Below are 22,089 nucleotides of genomic sequence, written 5' to 3'. Positions count from 1 at the left end.
ATAGTGAGGGTCCTCCGTAAATCGGAAGGATGTCAAACCCGTGACCGCTGCGCCCACTCCCGGCGAGGTCGCCGACCGGTTCTTCGCCGTCGCCAACCTGCTCCGCAAACGGGCCAACGAGGGGCTGCGCGAGCAGGGCCTGACCATGGCCCGCGGGAAGCTGCTGTCCATCCTCGACCGCCGCGGCCCGACCAGGATCAGTGCGCTGGGCGCCAAGCTCGGCGTCGCCGCGCGCACGGTCACCGAGGCCGTCGACGCGCTGGAGCGGGACGGCCTGGCCTACCGGGCGCCCGATCCCGCCGATCGGCGGGCGGTGCTGGTCACGCTGACCGAGCAGGGTGCGGCGCTGATCCGGGCCGCCGACGGCCCCCGGCAGGAGGCGATGAACCGGCTCTTCGCCGCGCTCTCCGCCGCCGACCGGGCCGCGTTGGTCCGGCTGCTCGACACTCTCGACCAGGCGGCGGGCGGCCCATCGGCGCCCACTCCCGGGTCGGAGTGACCGGGCCCAGCGGCTCGCGGATCACCGCGGGGCTGGGCAACACCTGGCCGACCGGGGAGAGGCCGATCATCACGACACGGGTGCGGTGGCGGTGGGACATGTCGCAAACGCCGGTCCGTGCCCCGCGCCGCCACCACCGGATTTCCCCCGGCCCCGGCGAGTGGCGGCCCGCCGGGGCCGAACGGTCAGCAGATCCGCGGTAGTTGCTCGCCCAGCGGCAGGTCCACCACCCGGGTCCCGCCGAGCGTGGTCCGGGCCACCACCATGCCCGGATGCTCCGCCACGCACTCGCCGATCACCGCCGCCCCCGCGCCCAGCGGATGGGTGTGCATCGCGGCCAGCACCAGGTCCGCCCACTCGCGCGGCACGAAGGCGACCAGCTTGCCCTCGTTCGCGACATACATCGGATCCAGGCCGAGGAACGCGCAGGCGCCCGCGACCTGGGGTGGCACCGGGATGGTGCGCTCCCACACCACGACCCCGACCCCGGCCGCCGTCGCGATCTCGTTGAGCGCGGCGCCCAGTCCGCCGCGGGTGGGGTCGCGCAGCACGTGCAGGTCGGGCGTGACCGCGAGCATCGTCTCCACCAGCCCGCCGAGCGCCGCGCAGTCGCTGCTGATCTCGACCCCGAACTCCAGGCCCTCGCGCACGCTCATCACCGCGACCCCGTGCACGCCGATGTCACCGCTGACGATCACCACATCGCCCGGCACGGCCCGCTGCGGGCGGATGTCCACCCCGGCCGGGATCAGTCCGATCCCGGCGGTGTTGAGGTAGATGCCGTCGCCGCGGCCGGCCTCCACCACCTTGGTGTCACCGGTCACCACCTCCACCCCGGCGGTCCTGGCCGCCGCTCCGAGCGCCTGCGCGACCCGGGCGACCACGGCCATCTCGACGCCCTCCTCCAGGATGAACCCGCAGGACAGGAAGGCCGCCCGGGCGCCGCTCATGGCGAGGTCGTTGACCGTGCCGTTGACCGCCAGGTCACCGATGCTGCCGCCGGGGAAGAAGAGCGGCCGGACCACGAACGAGTCGGTGGAGAAGGCGAGTCGGGCCCCGCCGAGGGTGACCGTGGCGGAGTCGCCGAGGCCGGCCAGGGTACGCCCGCCGAAGGCCGGCGCGAAGACGTGCTCGACCAGCTCGGCGGACATCGCCCCGCCGCCGCCGTGACCCATCACCACCCGCGGGTGGTCGCGCAGCGGCAGCGGGCAGTTCCAGCCGGAGAAGTCCGGGGCGGTGGGCAGGATCGTGGTCTCAGCCAACGGGGCTCGCCTCCAACGGGACGGCCGGCACACCGAGCCGGCGGTAGAGGTAGTACGCGGCGCAGGCGCCCTCGCTGGACACCATGGTGGCGCCGAGCGGGGTGCGGGGGGTGCAACTGGTGCCGAAGGCCTCGCACTCGTGCGGCTTGAGCAGGCCCTGCAGCACCTCGCCGCTGCGGCACTGGGCGGGCTCGCAGGCGTTGATCCCGGTGACCTCGAAACGGTACTCGGCGTCGTGGTCGCGGTAGCGCGGCGACAGCCGCCAGCCGCTCCGCGGGATCACCCCGATGCCGCGCCAGGCCCGGTCGGTGACCTCGAAGACGTCCGCCAGCATGGCCCGGGCGGCCGGGTTGCCCTCGGGTCGGACGGCGCGCGGGTACGCGTTGTGGACGGTGTGCTCGCCGCGCTCCAACTGGCCCACGGTCCGCCGGATCCCCTCCAGGATGTCCAACGGCTCGAAGCCGGTGACCACGATCGGCACCCGGTACCGTTCGGCCAGCGCCGGGTACTCCTCGACACCCATCACGCTGCACACGTGCCCGGCGGCCAGGAAACCCTGCACCCGGCAGTCCGGCGACTGCATGATCGCCTCGATCGCCGGCGGCACCCGGACGTGCGACACCAGCAGGCTGAAGTTGCGGATGCCGAGCTTCTTGGCCTGGTACACGGTCATGGCGTTGGGCGGCGCGGTGGTCTCGAAGCCGATCCCGAAGAACACCACCTCGCGATCCGGGTTCTGCTGGGCGATCCGCAGCGCGTCCAGCGGCGAGTAGACCACCCGGACGTCGCCGCCCTCGCCGCGTACCCGGAACAGGTCGCGGTCCGTGCCGGGCACTCGCAGCATGTCGCCGAACGAGCAGAAGATCACCTCGGGCCGGGCCGCGATGGCCAGTGCCCTGTCGATCATCTCCAGCGGGGTGACGCACACCGGGCAGCCCGGTCCGTGGATCAACTCGATCTGATCCGGCAGGAGTTGATCGATGCCATGGCGGATGATGGTGTGCGTCTGGCCGCCGCACACCTCCATCAGCGCCCACGGCCTGGTTACCGTGGCGCGGATGTCGTCGAGCAGCCGCCGGGCCAACTCCGGGTTCTGGAACTCCTCCAGGTACTTCACGACCGGGCCTCCTTCGCCGGGGTGCTGTCGACCGGGTGCCCCGCTCCGGCCGCCGCCTCCCATGGATCACCGAACTCCTCCTGCAGCAGGCCGAGTTCCTCGAAGAGGGCAAGCGTCCTGCGAGCCGACTCCTCGTCCAGTCGCTGCAGTGCGAACCCGACGTGGACGATGGCGTACTCGCCGACCGTCAGGTCCGGCAGGTACTCCAGGCACACGTCCTTGACCACGCCGCCGAAGTCGACGGTGGCCATCCGGGTTCCGTCCCGCTCCTCGATCTCGATCACTCTGCCGGGCACTGCCAGGCACATCGGGTCCTCCTCGCAACTGGGTCATTGGTGCTCGAACGGCAGGTCAGGAACTGTTCGGCACGGGACCTGCCACGGTCGCGGCGCTCGGTGTGCCGTCGGACGCCCGGGCGGAGCGGGCTGCCACCATCAGCTGGCCGAGCGCCAGCCCGCCGTCGTTGGGCGGCACCAGGTGGTGTCGCAGCACGGTGCAGCCGTCCGCCCGCAGCGCTCGCCAACAGGCCGAGGAGAGCAGCCGGTTGGTGAACACACCGCCGGTCAGTGCGACCTTGGACAGCCCGTGCCGGCTGCGTGCCTCGGCGCACAGGCGGCGGACCAGATCGGCCACCGCGCCGTGGAACCGCCCCGCGATCAGCCCGGGCGCGGTCCCCGACCGCAGGTCCGCGACGATCGTGGCCAGCACCGGCGCCGGGTCGGCCAGCAGCGCGGCCTGCCCGGTGGTCGGATCGCCCTCGGTCAGCCCGAACGCGTAGCCGGGCAGTGCGCCGTGCGCTACCGCGGCCGCCTCCAACTCGACCGCGGCCTGGGCCTCGTAGCCGACCCGGTGGCAGACGCCGAGCAGCGAGGAGACCGCGTCGAACAGTCGGCCCATGCTGGAGGTCGGCACGCAGTTCAGTCCACGTTCCAACTGGCGCTCCAGCAAGCTGAGCTCATCGGGAGGGCAGGCCGCGACGCAGGGCAGGTCGGCCGCCCAGTCGATCCCCGCGGTGTGCAGTTGGGCCAGCGCCATCCGGTACGGTCGGGCCACTGCCGCCTCTCCGCCCGGGAGTTGGACGTACCGCAGCTGGGCGAAGCGCTCGAAGCCGGTGTAGTCGGCGAGCAGCACCTCGCCGCCCCAGACCGCGCCGTCGGTGCCGTAGCCGGTGCCGTCGAAGGCCACCCCGACCACCCGTCGCCGACCGTCCAGCCCGTGCTCGGCCATCGTGGCGGCGACGTGGGCGTGGTGGTGTTGCACCTGGTGCAGCGGGCGGCCCAGGGCGCCCTCGCGGGCCCAGCGGCCGGAGCGGTAGCCCGGATGCCGGTCGGCGGCCAGGAGCTCGGGTCGCACCCCGGTCAACGTGGTCAACTGCCCTGCCGCGCGGTCGAAGGCGCGTAGGGTGGCCAGGTCGTCCATGTCTCCGAGGTGGCCGGAGAGCCAGGCCTGTCGCCCCTCGGCCAGGGCGAAGGCGTTCTTGAGGTCCCCGCCGACGGCGAGCACGGGTCGGACGGCGACCGGCAGCGGCACCGGGCGCGGCGCGTAGCCGCGCGAGCGGCGCACCGGCAGCGGGTGACCGTCGCAGACCGCCAACACCGAGTCGTCGCAGGGCACATGGATCGGCCGGTCGTGCGCCAGCCAGCCGTCCACCAGTGGTGCCAGTCGCTCCAGCGCCTCGGCGTCATCGGTGACGATCGGCTCCCCGGAGCGGTTCGCGCTGGTCATCACCAGCAGCCGGGGGCCGGGTGGGTCGCCGGGCAGGCCGAGCAGCAGGTGGTGGACGGGCGTGTAGGGCAGCATCACGCCGAGGTCCGGGCTGCCCGGGGCGACCGCCTCGGCCACCGGCGCGGCACCCGGTCGGCGCCGCAGCAGCACGATCGGCCGCTCCGGACCGGTGAGCAGTGCCCGCTCGGTCCGGTCGAGCCGGACGAACGGCTCGGCGTCGTCCGGCTCCCGCACCATCAGCGCGAACGGCTTGTCGCCGCGCAGCTTGCGCCGTCGCAGCAGGGCCACCGCGTGCTGGTCGCCGGCGTCGCAGGCCAGGTGGTACCCGCCGACGCCCTTGACGGCGAGCACCGCGCCGGTGGCCAGCATCCGGCGGGCCGCCGTCACCGCCTCGGTGCCGCCGCGGTCCGCCCGGCCCGGCACCACCAGGGTGAGCCGCGGGCCGCAGGCGTGGCAGGAGATCGGCTGGGCGTGGAAGCGCCGGTCGGTCGGATCCGCGTACTCGCGGGCGCAGTCCGAACACATCGGGAAGTGCGCCATCGTGGTGTTCGCGCGATCGTAGGGCAGCGCGGTGACGATGGTGAAGCGTGGTCCGCAGTTGACGCAGGTGATGAACGGGTGCCGGTGCCGCCGGTCGGCGGGGTCAGCGAGTTCGGCCAGGCAGTCCGCGCAGGTCGCGACGTCCGGCGGGATCGGCGGCCGGCTCGCCCCCTCGGTCCGGGACGGCAGGATGGCGAACCCGGGACCGCCCAGCGCGGCCATCAACCGGTGCTCCACCGAGGCGACTTCGGCCAGCGGCGGGGCGTCGCTGGCGACCCGCCGACAGAACGCCGCGACCGCCTCCGGGTGGCCCTCCACCTCGGCCAGCACGCCCTCGCCGGTGTTGCTGACATGGCCGCTGAGCCCGAGCTCGGTGGCCAGCGTGTAGACGAACGGGCGAAAGCCCACCCCCTGGACCAGCCCGCGCACCGCGACCCGGCGGCGCAGCACCGCGGGGGCCGTCGGCTCAGCCGTCACGAAAGCCCTCCGGCGGGGGCCAGCCCGTGGCTCTGGTCGCCCGCCGCGGTCCCGTGGCCGTCCGCATGGTCGTGTGTGTGCGCGTGCACATGTCCGCCCGCATGATCGTGTGCGTGTGCATGCACATGCCCGTCCGCAGGTGCGTGTGTGTGCACACGCTCGGCGGACTGCCGGGCCATCACCGGCCGGTGCGGCCGCGCACCCTCCAGCACCGCCAGGGCCCGGTCCAGCAGCGCCCCGACGCCCTGCCCGGTCCGGGTCGAGGTGGTGATCACCTCGACTCCCGGGTTGACCCGGGCGACCGCGGCCAGGAACGCCGCCTCGTCGAAGTCGACCGCCGCCGCGAGATCGGCCTTGGTCACCACCACCAGCTGCGCCAGCCCGAACGCCGTCGGGTACTTCAGCGGCTTGTCCTCACCCTCGGTGACCGAGGCGAGCACCACCCGCAGGCTCTCGCCCAGGTCGTAGGAGGCCGGGCAGACCAGGTTGCCGACGTTCTCCACGAACAACAGCCGGGTCGGTTCGGGCAGCCAGCCCGCCAGGTGCCGGCCCAGCATCTCGGCCTCCAGATGGCACAGCCCGTCGGTGAGCACCTGCTTGACCGGCACGCCCGCCCGGGCCAGCCGGGTCGCGTCGTTCTCGGTGGCCAGGTCCGCGGTGAGCGCGGCGACCGGCACCCCGCGCTCCCGGGCGAGCCCCAACTCGGCCTCCAGCAGAGCGGTCTTGCCGCTGCCCGGACTGGACAGCAGGTTCACCACGGTGGTGCCGCGGGCGGCCAGCCTCGCGCGCAACTCCCCTGCGGCGGAGTCGTTCTGGGCGAGCACGGCCTGCTGGAGTTCGACGACTCGACACATGGGTCAGCCTTCCTGGTGAGCCGGGAGGTGCGCCGGGCCGTCGGCCCACCGCACGCTGAGGATCTGCAACTCGCGCCCGGAGAGCAGCTCGGCGGCCCCGCCGCCGCAGCCCGGGCAGCCCAGGTCCGGGGGCATCCCGACCGCCCACTCCAGCGCGCAGCCGGTGCACCGGGCGCGTGCCGGCACCGCCTCGGTCCGCAGCTCCGCGCCAGCCAACACCGTCCCGGTGCAGGCGAGTTCGAAGCAGAAGGCAAGCGACTCCGGTACCACGCCAGCTAGTTCGCCGACCTGGAGCAGGACCGTCTCGACACCGGTCGCCCCGCCGGTCTCGGCGGCGGCGGCGACCTGCGCCACGACGGCCGTCGCGATCGACATCTCGTGCACCGGCCCGCTCCCGTTCGCCCGTTGGCGCCGGGGCCGCCCCACCGGGAGGGATCCGACGGCACGCCACACCGTGCCCGCCACCCGTGCGCTCCGGACCATTACAGAGCGTGGTGCCGGCGCGGGCCCCAGCGCCGCGCCGCCACCAGCACCGCGCTCCGCCATTCGGAGCAGCGGACGACCACCCGGATCCCGGGTCACATCCGGCGGATCCGGAGATAACGCTGGATGTCGCCGAGGTTCTGCGCCACCACCACGGCCGCCGCGGAGAGCAGGACCGCGCCGATCAGGAACTTCCGCATGACTACGCCTTTCGCTCGGCCCGGCCGCCGATCCCGGCGGACTCGGGTGTCTCTTCGTCCCGCAGCACCCGCAGGACGGTCTCGACCGCCGCGTCCAGTGCGGCGGTCACCGGGGCACTCAGCCCCATCCCCTCCTCCAGCGACCGCGGTTCGCAGCCGACTACCAGGACCCGCTCGGGCGGACACCCGCCGGTTCCGGCGGCCAGCGTGTCCAGCAGCGCCAGCACCGCGTCCGGCCCCATCCGGTGCCCGTCCAGCGCTGGCGCCTGCGGCTCCACCGTCCCCGGCGTGGCCGCTTCGATCAGATAGACCGTGCCGGGCTCGCCGCCGCGCTCGGTGGCGTCCAGCAGGATCAGCGTCCGGTAGCCGTCCAGCAGCTGGTAGGCCAGGTGCACGCCGCGCACCCCGAAGTCCACTGCCTCGACGTGCGGCGGCAGTGGCCGCTCGGCGAGGCGCCGCAGCGCGGCCGGCCCGAAGCCGTCGTCGCCGAGGAAGATGTTGCCGACCCCGGCCACCAGGACCCGGCCGCCGGTCCGCCCGGCGCTCACGGCTCGTCCACCGGGGTGACCTCGTCCGGCTGGAAGTACCGGAACCGGCCCTGGGCCCGCCAGAGGTCCGCGCCCGGGTCGCCGTCGATGGTGACCGCCAGGTGCACCGAGCCGTCCACGTCGTGCAGTACCGCCTCGACCAGCGCGGTGCGGCCGTGCAGGAAGAGGTCCTGGGCGTCGGTGCGGCGCAGGCCGGGCTTGAGCACCACCCGGCTGCCCGCCCCGACCGACCGGCCGTCCACCACCACCCGGTCCCGGGTGGGATCGACGGCGCGGTCCGCCGCCGGGTCCCACCAGGGGGTCCGCGGGTGCAGCGGGTCGTCCTCGGCGACCGGGACGTCGATGGCGGGCTCGGTCACCTCGCGCAGCGCCCGCACCGCTCCGTGCAGCCGTTCCATGATCTCCGGTGGCATCGAGTCGGCGAGGTCGATCACCGCGCCGGCCCGCTCGTCGGTGCCGCGGGCCTCGCGCTTCTCCTCCTCGGTGAGGGTGGTTGTGCGCAACGCCAGGATCTCGTCGATCTCGGTCGCGTCGTACAGCGTGCCGGGGCTCTCCGGTGCGACCTGCGGGTGGTCGGAGAGGATGATCGGCGAGGAGAGCAGGACGTCCGCCTGTCCCGGTGGCCCGGCCAGCACCGGCCAGGTGTGCAGGTTGCGACACTCGGCGACGGCCGGGGCGGCCCACTCGGGCGGGTCGGTCATCGAGACGAACGAGCCGGCGGAGAGCGCCAGCAGCAGGTGCGCGGAGACCAGCGAGCGCGGCAGCGCCGCCTCCCGGTCGGCGTTCTCCGCCGGGCGCCACTCGCTGGTGTTCTCCACCAGCGCGGTCAACCGCCTGACGGGGTAAGGGCCGGGGAGTTCCACCGCGCTCAACCGCAGGACGCCTTCCAGGCGTTCGCGCCGCCGCACCAGCCGGCCGAGCGGGCGGCCGTCGGCGTCCCGGACCTGTTCCATCGCGGTCCGGTTCGGCCGGCGGATCGGCAGCGTGATCCCGTTGCCCGCCAACTCGTCGACGGGCACGATGAGTTCGACCCGTTCCTCGACCCCCTCGTCCCACGGGACGAGCACCCGGTCGGCCAGCTCCAGCCGCTCGACCGGCTCGAACCCGCCGCTCGCGCGAGTCCGTTCGACGGTGCGGCGCTGGGCGTGCAGGAACCGCAGCTCCACCGCGAGCAGCGCGTCCGGTTTGGTCTCCAGCAGGCACTCGGTGCGCTGCGCGGAGGGCTCGGTGGTGGCCGGGCCGAAGGCCGGCGGTACCAGCACGCCGAACTGCCAGCGCAGCCGGTTCTTGGCGGCCGAGGCCCGGTAGGGGTAGAGCACGTAGCCCTCGAACAGCACGGCGTCGGCGATCTGCCGGGCCGCGGCGAGCCGCGGCTCCACCGCGGCCGCGAACGCGGGATCGGTCACCGCGGAGTCCTCTCGCTCAGTAGTCGTCCGGCCGCGCCGACGCCCGCCGCGGCCCGCGCGGTGGGACCGGCGGGCGGGCCGGGGGTGGGTCCGGTGGCGCCCAGCAGGGCCCGCATGGTGGCCTCCCAGGACGGCAGCCCGTGCTGGGTGCGGTAGTCGAGCAGCGCGTCCATGGTGTCGCGTGGCAGTCGCAGCCAGCCGCAGCCGGGGAAGTGCTGCTCGATCATCTCCCGCCAGACCCGGATCGGCAGCCGGCAGAGCGCCTCCCGGTCCCACGGCACCGGCTCGACCCGGAAGCCGCCCGGGCCGGTGAAGGCGGTGCCGGAGAAGAGCAGCAGCACCGGGACCTCGCCCTCGGTCAGTGCGTGGAAGTACCGGCCGGCCGCGACGTCCAGGTCGTAGCTGCACGGCACCACCAGGTCGACCTCGATCTCCCCAGTGAACGCCGGTACCAGCAGCGACACTTGGGCGAACTGCAGCGGGTTGAGGGTGCTGCCCCAGCGGGCCCGCTCGCCGAACAGCACCTCCAAGTGCTCGCCCTCGGCGGCTGAGTAGGCCCGCCGCCGGGGTTCGATCCGCAACTGGCAGCGCAGCGCGATGGCGTGCACCGGCTCGCCGCCGGTGGCAACGATCCGCAGCCGGAACAGCAGGGTGGGGCCGGCCGCGTAGCGGTCGGCCCGGACGCCGGTGCAGCTGAAGGAGAGCTCGGTCACGGCGCGACCTCCCGGGCCAACTCGCGGGCCCGGCCGGCCACTTCGGTGAAGAAGCCGGCCAGTTCGGCGCGGGCCTCGGCGCCCCCGTCGAAGCCCTGCCAGTGCCGCCGCATCCGGCCGACCAGCTCGTAGCAGCGATCGACCGGGACCAGGTAGCAGTCGGTGCTGCCGTCCCGCGACCGGCGCAACAGCAACGCCTCGACGTCGGGCCGCAGTTCGGCGGCCAGCCGGGTGCCGCCGAGCACCGCCTGCCAGGCCGCCGGGTCCAACTCGCTCTCGGTGGCGCCGGCCGGACTCGGATAGAGCGCGACCAGTCGGTCCAGCGCGGTGTCGCGCAGGAAGAACGCGGTGCCCACCGGGATCTGCAGCGCCTGCCAGCCGGATTCGTCCAACTCCATCGCGGGATCGACCAGGTAGCGTTCCGGGACGGCCCGGTAGCGCCCGCCGCCGGCCTCGAAGAGCAGCACGCAGCCGGGGCAGGCGCAGACCAGGGCCCGCGCCTCGCCGTCCACCAGGTGCCGGTGCTCGGCCGCCACCGCCTGCCGGCACAGCTCGCAGCGCTCCGGGGCCGGGGGAGCGGGCTCGCTCAGCCGGCGCAACAGCGCCAGGCCGGGACCGGCGGCGCTCACCGGGCCTCCACCCGGTGCGCGGTGGGCGGCCGGGAGCCGATCTGCAGCAGTGTCGGCCCGGGCGGGGCGGCCGGCGCCCACTCGACCGCGGTGACCTCGGGGGCGTAGCAGGACAGGGCCTCCTCGATCCGCTGCCGGGCGGCCGACCCGTCGCCCCCGCAGCCGCAGCCACCGGAGGCGGCGGGCGGGCGCAGCCGCAGCGTGCCGCTCGCCGCCTCGAACTCCGCCACCACGACAAGGTGTTCGGGCACCGTGCCAAGAGCGCGGTCGATCCGTGCGGTGACCTCCTCCGGGTGCAGGTCGTGCAGCACCAGCAGGGCGCTCACCAACTCGTCGTCCAGCAACGGGCGCAGCGCACCCCGCGCGTCGAGCAGCGCGACGACCCGGGTCAGCCCGGCGCCGTAGAAGTCCAGCAGGACCCGCACCAGCTCCTCGGCGGTGGCCCTGGCGGCCTCGTCACCCGCGTCGGTCAGCCGGTCCAGCACCTGCTGGACCCGCCGGCCGGTCTGCTCGACACTCAGGGCGCCGCCCCGGGCAGCGGTGCCCGGGGCGGCGGCGTGGCCGGGCGCGCTCATCCGCCGAGCCCGCTCAGCCCGGTGGGGACGTGCATCTTCTGCACGGTGCGGCCGTCCCCGACGTACATGTGCACCCCGCAGGGCAGACAGGGGTCGAAGCTGCGCACCGCCCGCATGATGTCGATGCCCTTGAAGTTCTCCGGGGAGTTCTCCTCGAAGATCGGGGTGTTCTGCACCGCGTCCTCGTACGGGCCGGGGGTGCCGAAGCTGTCCCGGACGCTGGCGTTCCACGGGGTCGGCGGGTACGGGTGGTAGTTGGCGATCTTGCCGTCGCGGATCACCATGTGGTGCGAGAGCACCCCGCGCACGGCCTCGGTGAAGCCGCAGCCGATGCTCTCGTCCGGCACCTCGAACCGCTCCCAGGTCTGGGTGCGCCCGGCCCGGACCTCGTCCAGCGCCTTCTCGGCGAAGTACAGCGCCGCGGCGGCCGTGTAGGCCTGGAAGTAGGTCCGGGCCCGGTTGCGCTCCAGCGCGTTGCTCCACTGCGGGATCTTCCACTCGAAGGTGGTCTCCGGCTTGGTCATCGTCTTCGGCAGGTTGATCACCACGCTGTGCCCGGTGGCCTTGACGTAGCCGATGTCGACCAGGCCGGAGAGCGCGGTGGACCAGAGCCGGGCGATCGGGCCGCCGCCGGTGTCCAGCGCCAGGTAGTCCTTGCCGTCGAACCAGCGCGGGGACATCACCCAGCTGTACTTGTCGTCGAAGTTCCGCTTCTGCGGGGCGGGGATGGTGTGCTGGTTCCACGGGTGGCGCGGGTCCACCGGGTTGCCCAGCGGGTCGTGCGTGACGAACTGCTCCTGGCCCTGCCAGTCCTGGTAGTAGGAGCTGCCGAGCAGGATCCGGATGCCCAGGTTGATCTCGGTGAGGTCGTTGGTGACCAGCTTGCCGTCCACGATGACGCCGGGGGTGACGAACATCTTCCGTCCCCAGGCGGTCATGTTGCGGTAGGTGAAGTCGCAGTGGTCCGGGTCGTTGAGAGCGCCCCAGCAGCCCAGCAGGATCCGCCGCCGGCCGACCTCCTCGTAGCCGGGCAGCGCCTGGTAGAAGAAGTCGAACAGGTCGTCGTGCAGCGGCACCACGCGCTTCATGAACTCCACGTAGCGGGTCAGCCGGGTCAGGTAGTCGGTGAACAGCTGGACGGTGGCGACCGTGCCGACCCCGCCCGGGTAGAGCGTGGAGGGGTGCACGTGGCGACCCTCCATCAGGCAGAACATCTCCCGGGTGTAGCGACTGACCTGCAGTGCCTCCCGGTAGAACTCGCCCTCGATCGGGTTGAGCGAGCGCATGATGTCGGCGATGGTCTTGTAGCCGTGCTCGCCCGCGTGCGGTGCCTCGGTACGCTCGGCCAGTTCCAGCACGCCGGGGTTGGTCTCGCGGACCATCTTCTCGCAGTAGTCGACCCCGACCAGGTTCTCCTGGAAGATGTTGTGGTCGAACATGTACTCGGCGGACTCGCCGAGGTTGATGATCCACTCGCCCAGGTGCGGCGGCTTGACCCCGTACGCCATGTTCTGCGTGTACACCGAGCAGGTCGCGTGGTTGTCGCCGCAGATGCCGCAGATCCGGCTGGTGATGAAGTGCGCGTCGCGCGGGTCCTTGCCGCGCATGAAGACGCTGTAGCCGCGGAAGACCGACGAGGTGCTGTAGCACTCGGCGACCCGCTTCTGCTTGAAGTCGATCTTCGTGTGGATGCCCAGACTGCCCACGATCCGGGTGATCGGGTCCCAGGACATCTCCACCAGGCCGCTGCCTGCGTTCGTCGTCGATGCCATCGTCTCTGTCGTGCCCTTCTGCAAACGGGAGGCCGGCCCCCCGACGAGGGAGGCCGGCGAACGGAACGCGGGTCCGGGCGGACGGGCCGCCCGGACCGGGCAGGGGTGTCAGGAAGAGCCGGCGCGGTAGCCGGTGGTCAGCCGGCTGCCGGTGTGGCGCCACTTGGGCTCCTTGTCCACGGTCCTGGCCGTGATCGAGCGCAGCGAGCGGATCACCGTTCCGTAGGCGCTGCTGACCCCGCTGGAGATCTTGCCGCCCGGGGGCTCGTCCATGAACGGCATGAACATGTCCGGGAAGCCCGGCATGGTGCAGGCGATGCAGATGCCGCCGACGTTGGGACAGCCGCCCACGCCGTTCATCCAGCCCCGCTTGGGGACGTTGCACTTCACCACCGGCCCCCAGCAGCCCAGCTTGACCAGGCACTGCGGGGAGCCGTACTCGGTGGCGAACTGGCCCTGCTCGTAGTAGCCGGCCCGGTCGCAGCCCTCGTGCACGGTGGCGCCGAAGAGCCAGGTCGGGCGGAGCTTGTCGTCCAGCGGGATCATCGGCGCGGAGCCGGCCAGCTGGTAGAGCAGGTAGACCAGGGTCTCGGAGAAGTTGTCGGGCTGGATCGGGCAGCCCGGTACGCAGACGATCGGCAGGCCGGCCTTGGACTTCCAGTCCCAGCCGAGGTAGTCCGGCACACCCATCGCACCGGTCGGGTTGCCGGCCATCGCGTGGATGCCGCCGTAGGTGGCACAGGTGCCGATCGCCACCACCGCGGTGGCCTTGGAGGACAGCCGGTCGAGCCACTCACTGGTGGTGATCGGCTGGCCGGTCCTCGGATCGTCGCCGAAGCCGCACCAGTAGCCCTCCTTCTTGACCGCCTCGTTGGGGATGGACCCCTCGACGACCAGGACGAAGGGCTCCAGCTCGCCACGTTCGGCCTTGAAGAACCACTCGATGAAGGTGTCCGCGCCGCCGACGGGCCCGCACTCGAAGTCGATCAGCGGCCAGTGGACCTCGATCTTGGGAAGGCCCGGCAGCGCACCGGTGACGATCTCCTCGATGCTCGGCTGCATCGCGGCGGTCAGCGCGACCGAGTCTCCGTCGCAGCTGAGGCCGGCGTTGATCCAGAGGACGTGGACCGGCGGCCCCTGCTCGGCACGGGCGGCGGCGCGCCAGGCGCTGTCGTCCGTGGTCGTTGCTGGTGCACCCATGAGGAGACCTCCTCGGGGAAATGGGGGCAAGCTGGAAGTAACGGATGAACAACGTGTATCAGTCATTTGCCGCCAGCCTAGGAACAACTGGGCCAAACGGTGGCGTGGCGGACAGTGACCTCGACGGCCCGAACCAGGGCGCCGAGGCCGATTAGAAAGGGCACTGACCGGGCAGGCGGCGGGTAGGAACGTCACCGGCCAAGGTCGGAGGTGGCGACGATGGACGGACCCGGTGGATCCGGCCTGACCGGACGCGAACGGCAGATCCTGGCGCAGATCGAGGCCGATCTGAAGGCGGACGCCGCGCTGGACCACAGTCTGAGCCGCATGCGGACCGATCGCTGGCGCTACCTCTGGCAGCGGCTCTGCGCGGTGCGGGTGAGCGCGGTGGTGTTCCTGGGCGCCGCCTCGCTGGGGTTGCTCGGCGTGGCCCTGCAGTCGCCGGTAACCGGAGTGCTGCTGGTCAGCGCGCTGCTCTGGACGGTCACCCTGGCGGCACTGGCGGGCCTGACCGGCCGGCTGCTACCGCCCGCGCTGCGCCGACGTCGTGCCCTGCGGCAGCGCGACGACGGCTGACCTCGCGGACCGTCGGGGTTCGACACGCCGCCCCTGAAATCCGGCCGTCACCGCTGGTGGGCCGCGTGTAATCACTGGCATGGATTCCAGCAAGGCGGCGCGGATCGCCGAGGACGGCGCGGTGGCCCTGGACGGCCGGCTCCCCGTGATGGAGGCCGGCCGCGAGCTGCTCCGCAAGGCCTTCCCCGACCACTGGTCGTTCCTGCTCGGCGAGCTGGCGCTGTACAGCTTCGTGCTGCTGCTGCTCACCGGCGTCTACCTGACGTTCTTCTTCAACCCGAGCATGGCCGAGGTGGTCTACCACGGCTCCTACGCGCCGCTGAACGGCGTGCCGGTCTCCGAGGCCTACGCCTCGACCCTGCGGATCAGCTTCGACATCCGCGGCGGCCTGCTGATCCGGCAGATGCACCACTGGGCCGCGTTGCTCTTCGTCGCCTCGCTCTCCGTCCACCTGTTGCGGGTCTTCTTCACCGGGGCGTTCCGGCGGCCGCGCGAGCTCAACTGGGTACTGGGGGTGACGCTCTTCCTGCTCGCCGTACTGGAGGGCTTCTGCGGCTACTCGCTGCCGGACGACCTGCTCTCCGGCACCGGGCTGCGCACCGCGCAGGGGATCGTACTGGCGATCCCGCTGGTCGGCAGCTACCTGCAGTTCTTCGGGTTCGGCGGGGAGTTCCCGGGCCAGGCCGTCATCCCCCGGCTGTACAGCACGCACATCCTGCTGGTGCCCGGGCTGCTGCTGGCCGTGATCGGCGCCCACCTGACCCTGGTGGTCCACCTCAAGCACACCCAGTGGGCGGTCCCCGGACGGACCAACCGCAACGTGGTCGGGATGCCGGCCTTCCCGCAGTTCGCCGCCCGCTCGGCGGGCCTCTCGTTCGCCGTCTTCGGGGTCAGCGCGCTGCTCGGCGGCCTCGCGCAGATCAACCCGATCTGGGGGTACGGGCCGTACCGGCCGGACATCGCCTCCACCGACGCCCAACCGGACTGGTACGTCGGGTTCCTGGAGGGGGCGCTGCGCCTGATGCCGCCGTGCGAGATCCGGGTGGCCGGCCACACCCTCGCCTTCGGCGTGCTGATGCCCACCGTGCTGCTGCCCGGGCTGATGTTCGCGATGCTCTACCTCTATCCGTTCTTCGAGGCCTGGCTGACCGGAGACACCGGCGAGCACCACCTCTGCGACCGGCCGCGCAACCGGCCGACCAGGACCGGGCTCGGGGTGGCCGCGATCGCCTTCTACACCGTGCTGCTGCTGGCGGGCGGCCAGGACGTGCTGGCCGACACCTTCCAGGTCTCGGTCAACGGCCTGAACTGGAACCTGCGGATCGCCCTGCTGGTGCTGCCGCCGCTCAGCTACCTGATCACCAAGAGGGTCTGCCTCGGTCTGCAGGAGCGTGACCGGGAGCGCCTGATCGAGGGGGACGAGACCGGCGACGTGCGGCAGTCGGTGGAGGGTGGCTACCAGGAGGACAGCGAGCCGCTGCCCGCCGCTCGCCGCTACCTGCTGCTCTCCCGCGACCTCCCGCAGCCGCTTGCCGAACCGCGGTCCGGGGGCCCGTGGGTGGACCGCCTGCGCCGCGCGCTCAGCGGCTGGTACCACGGAGACCGGGTCGAGCTGCCGGCCCGGCCGGCCGAACGGGCCGGGGCCCGCGCGGTGACGGCGCCGCCCGGCGGCGAGGAGCCCGAGCGCGTGGAGTGACGGCGCTCAGCCGCGGTCGCGGTACTGGAAGACGAACCCGAACACGCCGAGGGCCAGCACGACGACGCCGATCAGGAAGAGCCACAGGCCGAGCACCACGCCCAGCCCGGTGAGCGCGGCCCCGGCCGCCAGCAGCGGCGGGTAGCCGCTGCGCGGTGAGAAGAACGCCAGCGGGCCGGTGGTGTCGACGATCTCCGCCTCCTCGCGGTCCTGCGCCCGCGCCCCGGTGCGCCGGTACTGGACGTAGAAGAAGACCGCGATCAGCGAGGTCATCAGGAACGCCACCGCCAGCGCCGCCTTGCCGGCCGGCTCCTTGGCGAACGCGTCGTAGATGCCGCCGGCCACCGCGAAGAACACCGCGACCGCCGCGAACAGCGCGGCCTCGGTCCTCATCGGCCGCTCTCCCCGGTCCGCTCGGTACGGCGCGCGGGCGGCCCGGCCGGCTCGCCGGGCACCTCCGGGTGGTGCAGGTCGAAGGCCGGGCTGTCCGAGCGGATCCGCGGCATCGCCGTGAAGTTGTGCCGTGGTGGCGGGCAGCCGGTGGCCCACTCCAGCGAGCGCCCCCAGCCCCACGGGTCGTCCTCGTCGACCCGCGGCGCCCACTTGGCGGTGCGCCAGACGTTGTACAGGAACGGCAGGGTGGACAGGCCGAGCAGGAAGGCGCCCAGCGAGGAGACGGTGTTCAGCGTGGTGAAGCCGTCCGAGGGCAGGTAGTCCGCGTACCGGCGGGGCATGCCCATGACGCCCAGCCAGTGCTGGACCAGGAAGGTGAGCTGGAACCCGACGAACAGGGTGTAGAAGTGCACCCGGCCGAGCCGCTCGTCGAGCATCCGGCCGGTCATCTTCGGCCACCAGAAGTAGAAGCCGCCGTAGGTCGCGAAGACCACCGTGCCGAACAGTACGTAGTGCATGTGCGCCACCACGAAGAAGCTGTCCGAGACGTGGAAGTCGATCGGCGGCGCGGCCAGCAGGACACCGGAGAAGCCCCCGAACAGGAAGGTCACCAGGAACCCGATGCTCCACAGCATCGGTGTCTCGAAGGAGAGCGAGCCCCGCCACATGGTGCCGATCCAGTTGAAGAACTTCACCCCGGTCGGCACCGCGATCAGGAACGAGGCGAGCGAGAAGAACGGCAGCAGCACCTGGCCGGTGACGAACATGTGGTGCGCCCAGACCACCGCGGAGAGCGCGGTGATGGAGATGGTGGCCCCCACCAGGCCCGCGTAACCGAAGATCGGCTTGCGACTGAAGACCGGGATGATCTCACTGATGATGCCGAAGAACGGCAGCGCCACGATGTAGACCTCCGGGTGGCCGAAGAACCAGAACAGGTGCTGCCAGAGCAGCGCCCCGCCGCTGGCCGGCGCGAAGACCAGGGCGCCGAACCTCCGGTCCGCCTCCAGCACCAGCAGTGCCGCGGTGAGCACCGGGAAGGCGAAGAGCGCCAGGATCGAGGTGAAGAGCACGTTCCAGGTGAAGATCGTCATCCGGAACATCGTCATCCCGGGCGCGCGCAGGCAGACGATCGTGGTGATGAAGTTGACCGCGCCCAGGATGGTGCTCAGCCCGGCCACCGCCAGGCCCATCGCCCACAGGTCCCCGCCCAGTCCGGGGGAGTGGACCGCGCTGTTCAGCGGCGCGTAGGCGAACCAGCCGAAGGCGGCCGCGCCGTCCCGGGTCAGCAGCCCGCTGAGCACCATCAGGCCGCCGAACAGGAAGACCCAGTAGGTGAAGGCGTTCAGCCGCGGGAACGCGACATCGGGGGCGCCGATCTGCAGCGGCATGATCCAGTTGGCGAAGCCGGTGAAGGTCGGTGTCGCGAAGAGCAGCAGCATGATCGTGCCGTGCAGGGTGAAGAGCTGGTTGTACTGCTCGTTGCTGAAGAACTGGAGCCCCGGCTGGGCCAGTTCGGCCCGCATCAGCATCGCCAGCACCCCGCCGATCAGGAAGAAGCCGAAGGACGTGGCGAGATAGAGGCTGCCGATCACCTTGTGGTCGGTGGTGGTGAACCAGCGGACCAGCGCGGAGCCCTGCCGGATCCGGTGGCCGGCGGATCCGGACCCGGGGAGCTGCTCGGCGACGGCCATCCGTCCTCCTGCGGTCGGTCGGGAACAACCGGGGCGGGGGCCGCGGTCGCCGCTGCCATCCTGACGGCGGCCCTGGACAAAGCCCGGGCGCTGGACCGGCCCGCGGGCCCGAATCGTCCGAATGGCGGCAGCGGCCGGCGCGCTCAGCGCGCCGGCTCGACGGACCCGTCGCCGGCCGCGCTGGTGACGGCGCTGAGCGGGAGGCCAGCTCCTCCAGGCCGCGGCCCTCGGCCCTGACACCGATGGCGGCCTCGACCAGGCCGGCCGCGAGCGGGCCCAGCAGCAGTGGGCCGAGGAAGTTGCCGACCGCGATCACCACGAAGTAGGAGCCGGTGCTGCCGGTGGGCACGTGGAAGAAGGTGCCGAGGATGGTGGCGTAGTCGAAGGTGACCGAGTTGAAGAGGAGCGGGTGCGGCAGCGTCTGCTCGTACAGGTGCTGACCTTTTGCTGACAGAGCTGACCGGGTGTCAGGTTGCTGCCGCGCGAGCCGGGCGGGCTGAATCTGGTGGCCCGCGCAAGTGCGGGGTCGAGGTGGTGTCAGTGGTCAAGTTGATCGCGGTCCTGGATCAATGCTCGTACTGATGTACGGGCCGTTCCCCTTTGGGTGAACCTGGTCGGGCGGCCTGCCGAGTCGGTCGGCGAATTTCGTCACCAAGGCGATCATGAACTGCGCAAGCTCACGTGAGGAGGCCATCAGGTGCGCACGTTCACGGGCTGTTGAACGGTCAGGGGCGCGCCGACCGGCCGCGAGTCGGTCAGGTTTCCGCCGGGACTGTCAGGGCAGAGGCCGCAGTGATGAAGGGCGGCAAGCCGAGGACAAGGGTCGCGCCATTCCGCGTGGACGGCACCCCGTACCCCCCTTCGTCCGTGAGGGGGTGTCCTGCCCTGAGCTTGGGCTCTGCGGGGGTCGAAGGAGTCATGGAGCAGCATCCGGAACAGTGCAGGTCAGTGCCGGCCGGCGCGTAGGACCAGGACCGGCACGTCGTGCCGGCGAGTGGACGGGTGGGTGAGGCGGGTGGCAACCCCGGGACCGGGTGACGCGTTGATCAGTACTGATGTGCCGGCCCGGCTGGACCGATTGCCGTGGTCCCGCTGGCACTGGCGGATCGTCATCGGCCTGGGCACCGTCTGGATCCTCGACGGTCTCGAGGTCACGATCGTTGGCAACATGGCCGGCCGGATGGCGCAGCAGGGCAGCGGGATCTCGATCAGCACCGAGCAGGTGACCACCGTGGCGGCGGCCCTCTACGTGGCCGGTGCCTGCACGGGGGCGCTGTTCTTCGGTTGGCTGACCGACCGGCTGGGCCGCAAGAAGCTCTTCATGGTGACCCTGGCCGTCTACCTGGCGGCCACGGCGGTGACGGCGTTCTCCTGGACGGCCTGGTTCTTCTTCCTCTGCCGGTTCTTCACCGGCTTCGGCATCGGCGGCGAGTACGCGGCGATCAACTCGGCGATCGACGAGCTGATCCCGGCCCGGGTGCGCGGCCGCGTCGACCTGGTCATCAACGGCAGCTTCTGGATCGGTGCGGCGGTCGGCGCGTTCGCCTCGATTGCCTTGCTGAACACCGCCCTGTTCGCGACCGACCTCGGGTGGCGGCTGGCCTTCGGGATCGGTGTGGTGCTCGGGCTGGTGATCCTGCTGGTGCGGCGGCACGTGCCGGAGAGCCCGCGCTGGCTCGTCACGCACGGGCGGGCTGAGGAAGCCGAGGAGGTGGTCAGCGAAGCGGAGCGCACGGTCGCGGAGCAGAGTGGGGCGGAACTCCCGGAGCCTGAGGGCGAGCCGATCACGATCCGTCCCCGTGTCTCGATCGGCTTCCTGACGATCGCCCGGACGGTCACCCGAAGCTACCCGCGCCGAACCACACTGGGGCTCGCCCTCTTCATCGGCCAGGCATTTCTCTACAATTCGGTGACGTTCGGCTACGCGGTCATCCTCACCACCTTCTTCAAGGTGCCGACCGGCAACACGGGTTACTACTTCGCGGTGATCGCGGTGGGTAACTTCCTCGGGCCGTTGCTGCTGGGCGGGCTCTTCGACACCGTCGGCCGGAGGCCGATGATCGCCGGGACCTACATCGGTTCCGGGGCGCTGCTCTTCGTCACCGCGTTCCTCTTCCAGCGCGGTGACCTGACGGAGACCACGATGACCGCCTGCTGGACCGCGGTGCTCTTCCTGGCTTCGGCCGGTGCGAGTGCGGCCTACCTGACGGTCAGTGAGATCTTCCCGCTGGAGACCAGGGCGCTGTGCATCGCCTTCTTCTACGCGGTGGGCACCGCGATCGGCGGCATCACCGGCCCGCTGATCTTCAACGGACTGGTGAGCGGTGGGAAGACCCGCGACACCACGCTCGCCTTCTGCATCGGCGCGGCATTGATGGTCCTGGCCGGTCTGGTCGAGGCTGCGATCGGCGTTCGCGCCGAGCGGCGCAGTCTGGAGTCCCTGGCGGCACCGCTGAGCCTCGTGAACCGATCGGCTCTCGGCGCCCAACCCGAGCAGTCGCCAGGAACTGGCCGTCGGGGGGCTTGAGGCCCAGTCCCAGGGCGACCGAACAAGCAGGGCAGAGGTGGTCGGGTCGCACAGCTCGAACGGAACCGGCCGAGCGTCGACTGAAGGCCCCGCCGCAAGACCCCTGGCGTAGGGCGAGATACGGGCATCCGCAGGCGAGCCCGGGCCGGTCCTTTCGCTCCGTCTGACCGGGACCGCTCTCACGGACGGAACGGACAGCGGTGATTGACAGGAGCGTGTTCGACGGTTGACCACCGTCGTTGGGCTCGTGGGGCCCAGAAGGTCTGTTCGATCTCGCCGAGGCGGGATGTGGCCGTCCGCCCCCAGTGCGAGAGCAGATTTTCGGACAGGTCGACATGAACCAGACGTTGTCTTGGATGTGCCATGGTCGGTTCCGGTTGCCGCGTACCTTCGGACTTGGCATGCGCATCGCTGAGCCGTCCTTCGGCGTCGCCGGTTCCCGATCGAGGAGGACCCCCATGGACATTGTCGAGGCCCGAGGACCGGGGGTACGGGCGGCTAAGGCGCTGGACGTTGGTGTCGACCCTGCCAGGTCGGGCGTGCGGCGGGTGCTGCACGCGACCGAGGTCGAGCCGGGGATCCCCGATGGCCACATCCCCGACTCGTCGTTCGTTCTCGTCGCTCGCGCCGACAGCTGAGCTCGCGGCGAGCGAGCCGGGCACAACCAGACAGGTACTGAAGGAGCTACCTGCGCCCGCGACCGGCAGGCGGGTGTACCCCGGATCGAGTACTTGGAGCGGGAACCTGTCAGGCACCGTATCGACACCAAGGGAGCATCCTCATGGGAACGGACGACAATCGCCCCGATACGCAGCCGCGGTTCTCCTTGGAGGAGCTCAAGGCCAACCTGGCGGCCCTGGCCGCGAAGGGGCGGGGTAAGCCAGGGTTCGGAGTGGTCAGGTCACAGCCGGTCGGGATCCACGACTTCGAGTTGACCGGCTTGGTCGCGAGCCCGGTCAACTGCCACGTCAGCATCGGGCAGCCGCCGCCGGCGGGGCAGGTACTGCTGTGCGATCTGCAGTGGGACGACGTGGATGGCGCATGGATCGCGATCTGCCACGACCGTGGTCAGCCGAACTGGCTGTACGGCTACCTGACGGACTTTCCGGTGGACCGGGCGACCGTCCCGCTCTTCCGGTTGAACGGTTCCACGTCGACGGTCGTGGATCTGGCGGATGTCGCCCCCGGGGGCGAGGTTTGGGA

22 protein-coding genes are annotated in these 22,089 nt (G+C 71.7%); 6 read left to right on the top strand and 16 right to left on the bottom strand.

Annotated features, from left to right (window positions below):
• Window positions 1-40: 40 nt before the first annotated feature.
• Window positions 41-499: a MarR family winged helix-turn-helix transcriptional regulator gene (locus ACIGXM_RS11940; protein ID WP_396559603.1), complete on the top strand. Its 459-nt coding sequence runs from the start codon at window positions 41-43 to the stop codon at window positions 497-499.
• 185 nt (window positions 500-684) lie between these two features.
• Here the strand turns inward: ACIGXM_RS11940 and hypE are convergent, their stop codons facing one another.
• From hypE to ACIGXM_RS11870, 14 genes are all read right to left on the bottom strand, one after another.
• A complete protein-coding gene (hypE, locus tag ACIGXM_RS11935; RefSeq protein WP_396559601.1) occupies window positions 685-1,761 on the bottom strand; it encodes a hydrogenase expression/formation protein HypE in 1,077 nt (358 codons plus the stop codon).
• Window positions 1,754-2,878, bottom strand: a complete 1,125-nt coding sequence (gene hypD, locus ACIGXM_RS11930; protein WP_396559599.1) for a hydrogenase formation protein HypD — start codon at window positions 2,876-2,878, stop codon at window positions 1,754-1,756. Before hypD ends, hypE begins: the two co-directional genes overlap by 8 nt.
• Window positions 2,875-3,186, bottom strand: a complete 312-nt coding sequence (locus ACIGXM_RS11925) for a HypC/HybG/HupF family hydrogenase formation chaperone (RefSeq protein WP_396559597.1) — start codon at window positions 3,184-3,186, stop codon at window positions 2,875-2,877. The genes hypD and ACIGXM_RS11925 overlap by 4 nt, the downstream gene beginning before the upstream one ends.
• 43 nt (window positions 3,187-3,229) lie before the next feature.
• Entirely contained in the window at window positions 3,230-5,620 is a 2,391-nt protein-coding gene (gene hypF, locus ACIGXM_RS11920; protein ID WP_396559595.1) for a carbamoyltransferase HypF, read from the bottom strand.
• Window positions 5,617-6,474: a hydrogenase nickel incorporation protein HypB gene (gene hypB, locus ACIGXM_RS11915; RefSeq protein WP_396559593.1), complete on the bottom strand. Its 858-nt coding sequence runs from the start codon at window positions 6,472-6,474 to the stop codon at window positions 5,617-5,619. The genes hypF and hypB overlap by 4 nt, the downstream gene beginning before the upstream one ends.
• 3 nt (window positions 6,475-6,477) lie before the next feature.
• Window positions 6,478-6,858: a hydrogenase maturation nickel metallochaperone HypA gene (gene hypA, locus ACIGXM_RS11910; RefSeq protein ID WP_396559591.1), complete on the bottom strand. Its 381-nt coding sequence runs from the start codon at window positions 6,856-6,858 to the stop codon at window positions 6,478-6,480.
• A 194-nt stretch (window positions 6,859-7,052) separates the two neighbouring features.
• Window positions 7,053-7,157: a DUF6893 family small protein gene (locus ACIGXM_RS11905; protein WP_396559589.1), complete on the bottom strand. Its 105-nt coding sequence runs from the start codon at window positions 7,155-7,157 to the stop codon at window positions 7,053-7,055.
• A 2-nt stretch (window positions 7,158-7,159) separates the two neighbouring features.
• The gene (locus ACIGXM_RS11900) at window positions 7,160-7,705 is read right to left on the bottom strand and encodes a hydrogenase maturation protease (protein WP_396559587.1); all 546 of its coding nucleotides are present in this window, start codon (window positions 7,703-7,705) and stop codon (window positions 7,160-7,162) included.
• Window positions 7,702-9,111, bottom strand: a complete 1,410-nt coding sequence (locus ACIGXM_RS11895) for a hypothetical protein (RefSeq protein WP_396559585.1) — start codon at window positions 9,109-9,111, stop codon at window positions 7,702-7,704. Before ACIGXM_RS11895 ends, ACIGXM_RS11900 begins: the two co-directional genes overlap by 4 nt.
• Complete coding sequence (locus ACIGXM_RS11890) at window positions 9,108-9,824, bottom strand: DUF6084 family protein (protein ID WP_396559583.1); 717 nt, start codon at window positions 9,822-9,824, stop codon at window positions 9,108-9,110. The genes ACIGXM_RS11895 and ACIGXM_RS11890 overlap by 4 nt, the downstream gene beginning before the upstream one ends.
• Window positions 9,821-10,453 carry a DUF5947 family protein gene (locus ACIGXM_RS11885; protein ID WP_396559581.1) on the bottom strand — a complete coding sequence of 211 codons (633 nt, stop codon included), beginning with the start codon at window positions 10,451-10,453 and terminating at the stop codon, window positions 9,821-9,823. The genes ACIGXM_RS11890 and ACIGXM_RS11885 overlap by 4 nt, the downstream gene beginning before the upstream one ends.
• Window positions 10,450-11,028: a hypothetical protein gene (locus tag ACIGXM_RS11880; protein ID WP_396559579.1), complete on the bottom strand. Its 579-nt coding sequence runs from the start codon at window positions 11,026-11,028 to the stop codon at window positions 10,450-10,452. The genes ACIGXM_RS11885 and ACIGXM_RS11880 overlap by 4 nt, the downstream gene beginning before the upstream one ends.
• Window positions 11,025-12,800: a nickel-dependent hydrogenase large subunit gene (locus tag ACIGXM_RS11875; protein ID WP_396559577.1), complete on the bottom strand. Its 1,776-nt coding sequence runs from the start codon at window positions 12,798-12,800 to the stop codon at window positions 11,025-11,027. The genes ACIGXM_RS11880 and ACIGXM_RS11875 overlap by 4 nt, the downstream gene beginning before the upstream one ends.
• A 108-nt stretch (window positions 12,801-12,908) precedes the next feature.
• Window positions 12,909-14,000, bottom strand: a complete 1,092-nt coding sequence (locus ACIGXM_RS11870) for a hydrogenase expression protein HypE (RefSeq protein ID WP_396559575.1) — start codon at window positions 13,998-14,000, stop codon at window positions 12,909-12,911.
• 219 nt (window positions 14,001-14,219) lie between these two features.
• Between ACIGXM_RS11870 and ACIGXM_RS11865 the strand changes: the two genes are divergently transcribed.
• A complete protein-coding gene (locus tag ACIGXM_RS11865; RefSeq protein WP_396559573.1) occupies window positions 14,220-14,576 on the top strand; it encodes a DUF3040 domain-containing protein in 357 nt (118 codons plus the stop codon).
• Window positions 14,577-14,655: 79 nt separating this feature from the next.
• Window positions 14,656-16,272 carry a cytochrome bc complex cytochrome b subunit gene (locus ACIGXM_RS11860; RefSeq protein WP_396559571.1) on the top strand — a complete coding sequence of 539 codons (1,617 nt, stop codon included), beginning with the start codon at window positions 14,656-14,658 and terminating at the stop codon, window positions 16,270-16,272.
• A 6-nt stretch (window positions 16,273-16,278) separates the two neighbouring features.
• Here ACIGXM_RS11860 and ACIGXM_RS11855 read toward each other — a convergent pair whose 3' ends face one another.
• Window positions 16,279-16,665 carry a cytochrome c oxidase subunit 4 gene (locus ACIGXM_RS11855; RefSeq protein ID WP_396559569.1) on the bottom strand — a complete coding sequence of 129 codons (387 nt, stop codon included), beginning with the start codon at window positions 16,663-16,665 and terminating at the stop codon, window positions 16,279-16,281.
• Complete coding sequence (ctaD, locus tag ACIGXM_RS11850; RefSeq protein WP_396559567.1) at window positions 16,662-18,359, bottom strand: cytochrome c oxidase subunit I; 1,698 nt, start codon at window positions 18,357-18,359, stop codon at window positions 16,662-16,664. Before ctaD ends, ACIGXM_RS11855 begins: the two co-directional genes overlap by 4 nt.
• 1,015 nt (window positions 18,360-19,374) lie before the next feature.
• Here ctaD and ACIGXM_RS11845 point away from each other — a divergent pair.
• The 3 genes from ACIGXM_RS11845 to ACIGXM_RS11835 all read left to right on the top strand — a co-directional run.
• Entirely contained in the window at window positions 19,375-20,886 is a 1,512-nt protein-coding gene (locus ACIGXM_RS11845; RefSeq protein ID WP_396559565.1) for an MFS transporter, read from the top strand.
• Window positions 20,887-21,344: 458 nt separating this feature from the next.
• A complete protein-coding gene (locus ACIGXM_RS11840) occupies window positions 21,345-21,524 on the top strand; it encodes a hypothetical protein (protein WP_396559563.1) in 180 nt (59 codons plus the stop codon).
• Between the two features lie 143 nt (window positions 21,525-21,667).
• Window positions 21,668-22,089: hypothetical protein (locus ACIGXM_RS11835; RefSeq protein WP_396559561.1), on the top strand; the 422-nt coding region annotated here is incomplete at its 3' end.

Origin of the sequence: Kitasatospora sp. NPDC052896, from assembly GCF_044547075.1 — a bacterium.
Classification (GTDB): domain Bacteria; phylum Actinomycetota; class Actinomycetes; order Streptomycetales; family Streptomycetaceae; genus Kitasatospora.
This window is presented reverse-complemented; position numbering and strand designations above follow the sequence as displayed.

Coding starts and splice junctions, on each gene's coding strand:
- ACIGXM_RS11925 (WP_396559597.1), bottom strand. CDS start 3,186: ATGTGCCTGGCAGTGCCCGGCAGAGTGATCGAGATCGAGGAGCGGGAC.
- hypB (WP_396559593.1), bottom strand. CDS start 6,474: ATGTGTCGAGTCGTCGAACTCCAGCAGGCCGTGCTCGCCCAGAACGAC.
- ACIGXM_RS11905 (WP_396559589.1), bottom strand. CDS start 7,157: ATGCGGAAGTTCCTGATCGGCGCGGTCCTGCTCTCCGCGGCGGCCGTG.
- ACIGXM_RS11880 (WP_396559579.1), bottom strand. CDS start 11,028: ATGAGCGCGCCCGGCCACGCCGCCGCCCCGGGCACCGCTGCCCGGGGC.
- ACIGXM_RS11875 (WP_396559577.1), bottom strand. CDS start 12,800: ATGGCATCGACGACGAACGCAGGCAGCGGCCTGGTGGAGATGTCCTGG.
- ACIGXM_RS11870 (WP_396559575.1), bottom strand. CDS start 14,000: ATGGGTGCACCAGCAACGACCACGGACGACAGCGCCTGGCGCGCCGCC.
- ACIGXM_RS11865 (WP_396559573.1), top strand. CDS start 14,220: ATGGACGGACCCGGTGGATCCGGCCTGACCGGACGCGAACGGCAGATC.
- ACIGXM_RS11860 (WP_396559571.1), top strand. CDS start 14,656: ATGGATTCCAGCAAGGCGGCGCGGATCGCCGAGGACGGCGCGGTGGCC.
- ACIGXM_RS11855 (WP_396559569.1), bottom strand. CDS start 16,665: ATGAGGACCGAGGCCGCGCTGTTCGCGGCGGTCGCGGTGTTCTTCGCG.
- ctaD (WP_396559567.1), bottom strand. CDS start 18,359: ATGGCCGTCGCCGAGCAGCTCCCCGGGTCCGGATCCGCCGGCCACCGG.
- ACIGXM_RS11840 (WP_396559563.1), top strand. CDS start 21,345: ATGGACATTGTCGAGGCCCGAGGACCGGGGGTACGGGCGGCTAAGGCG.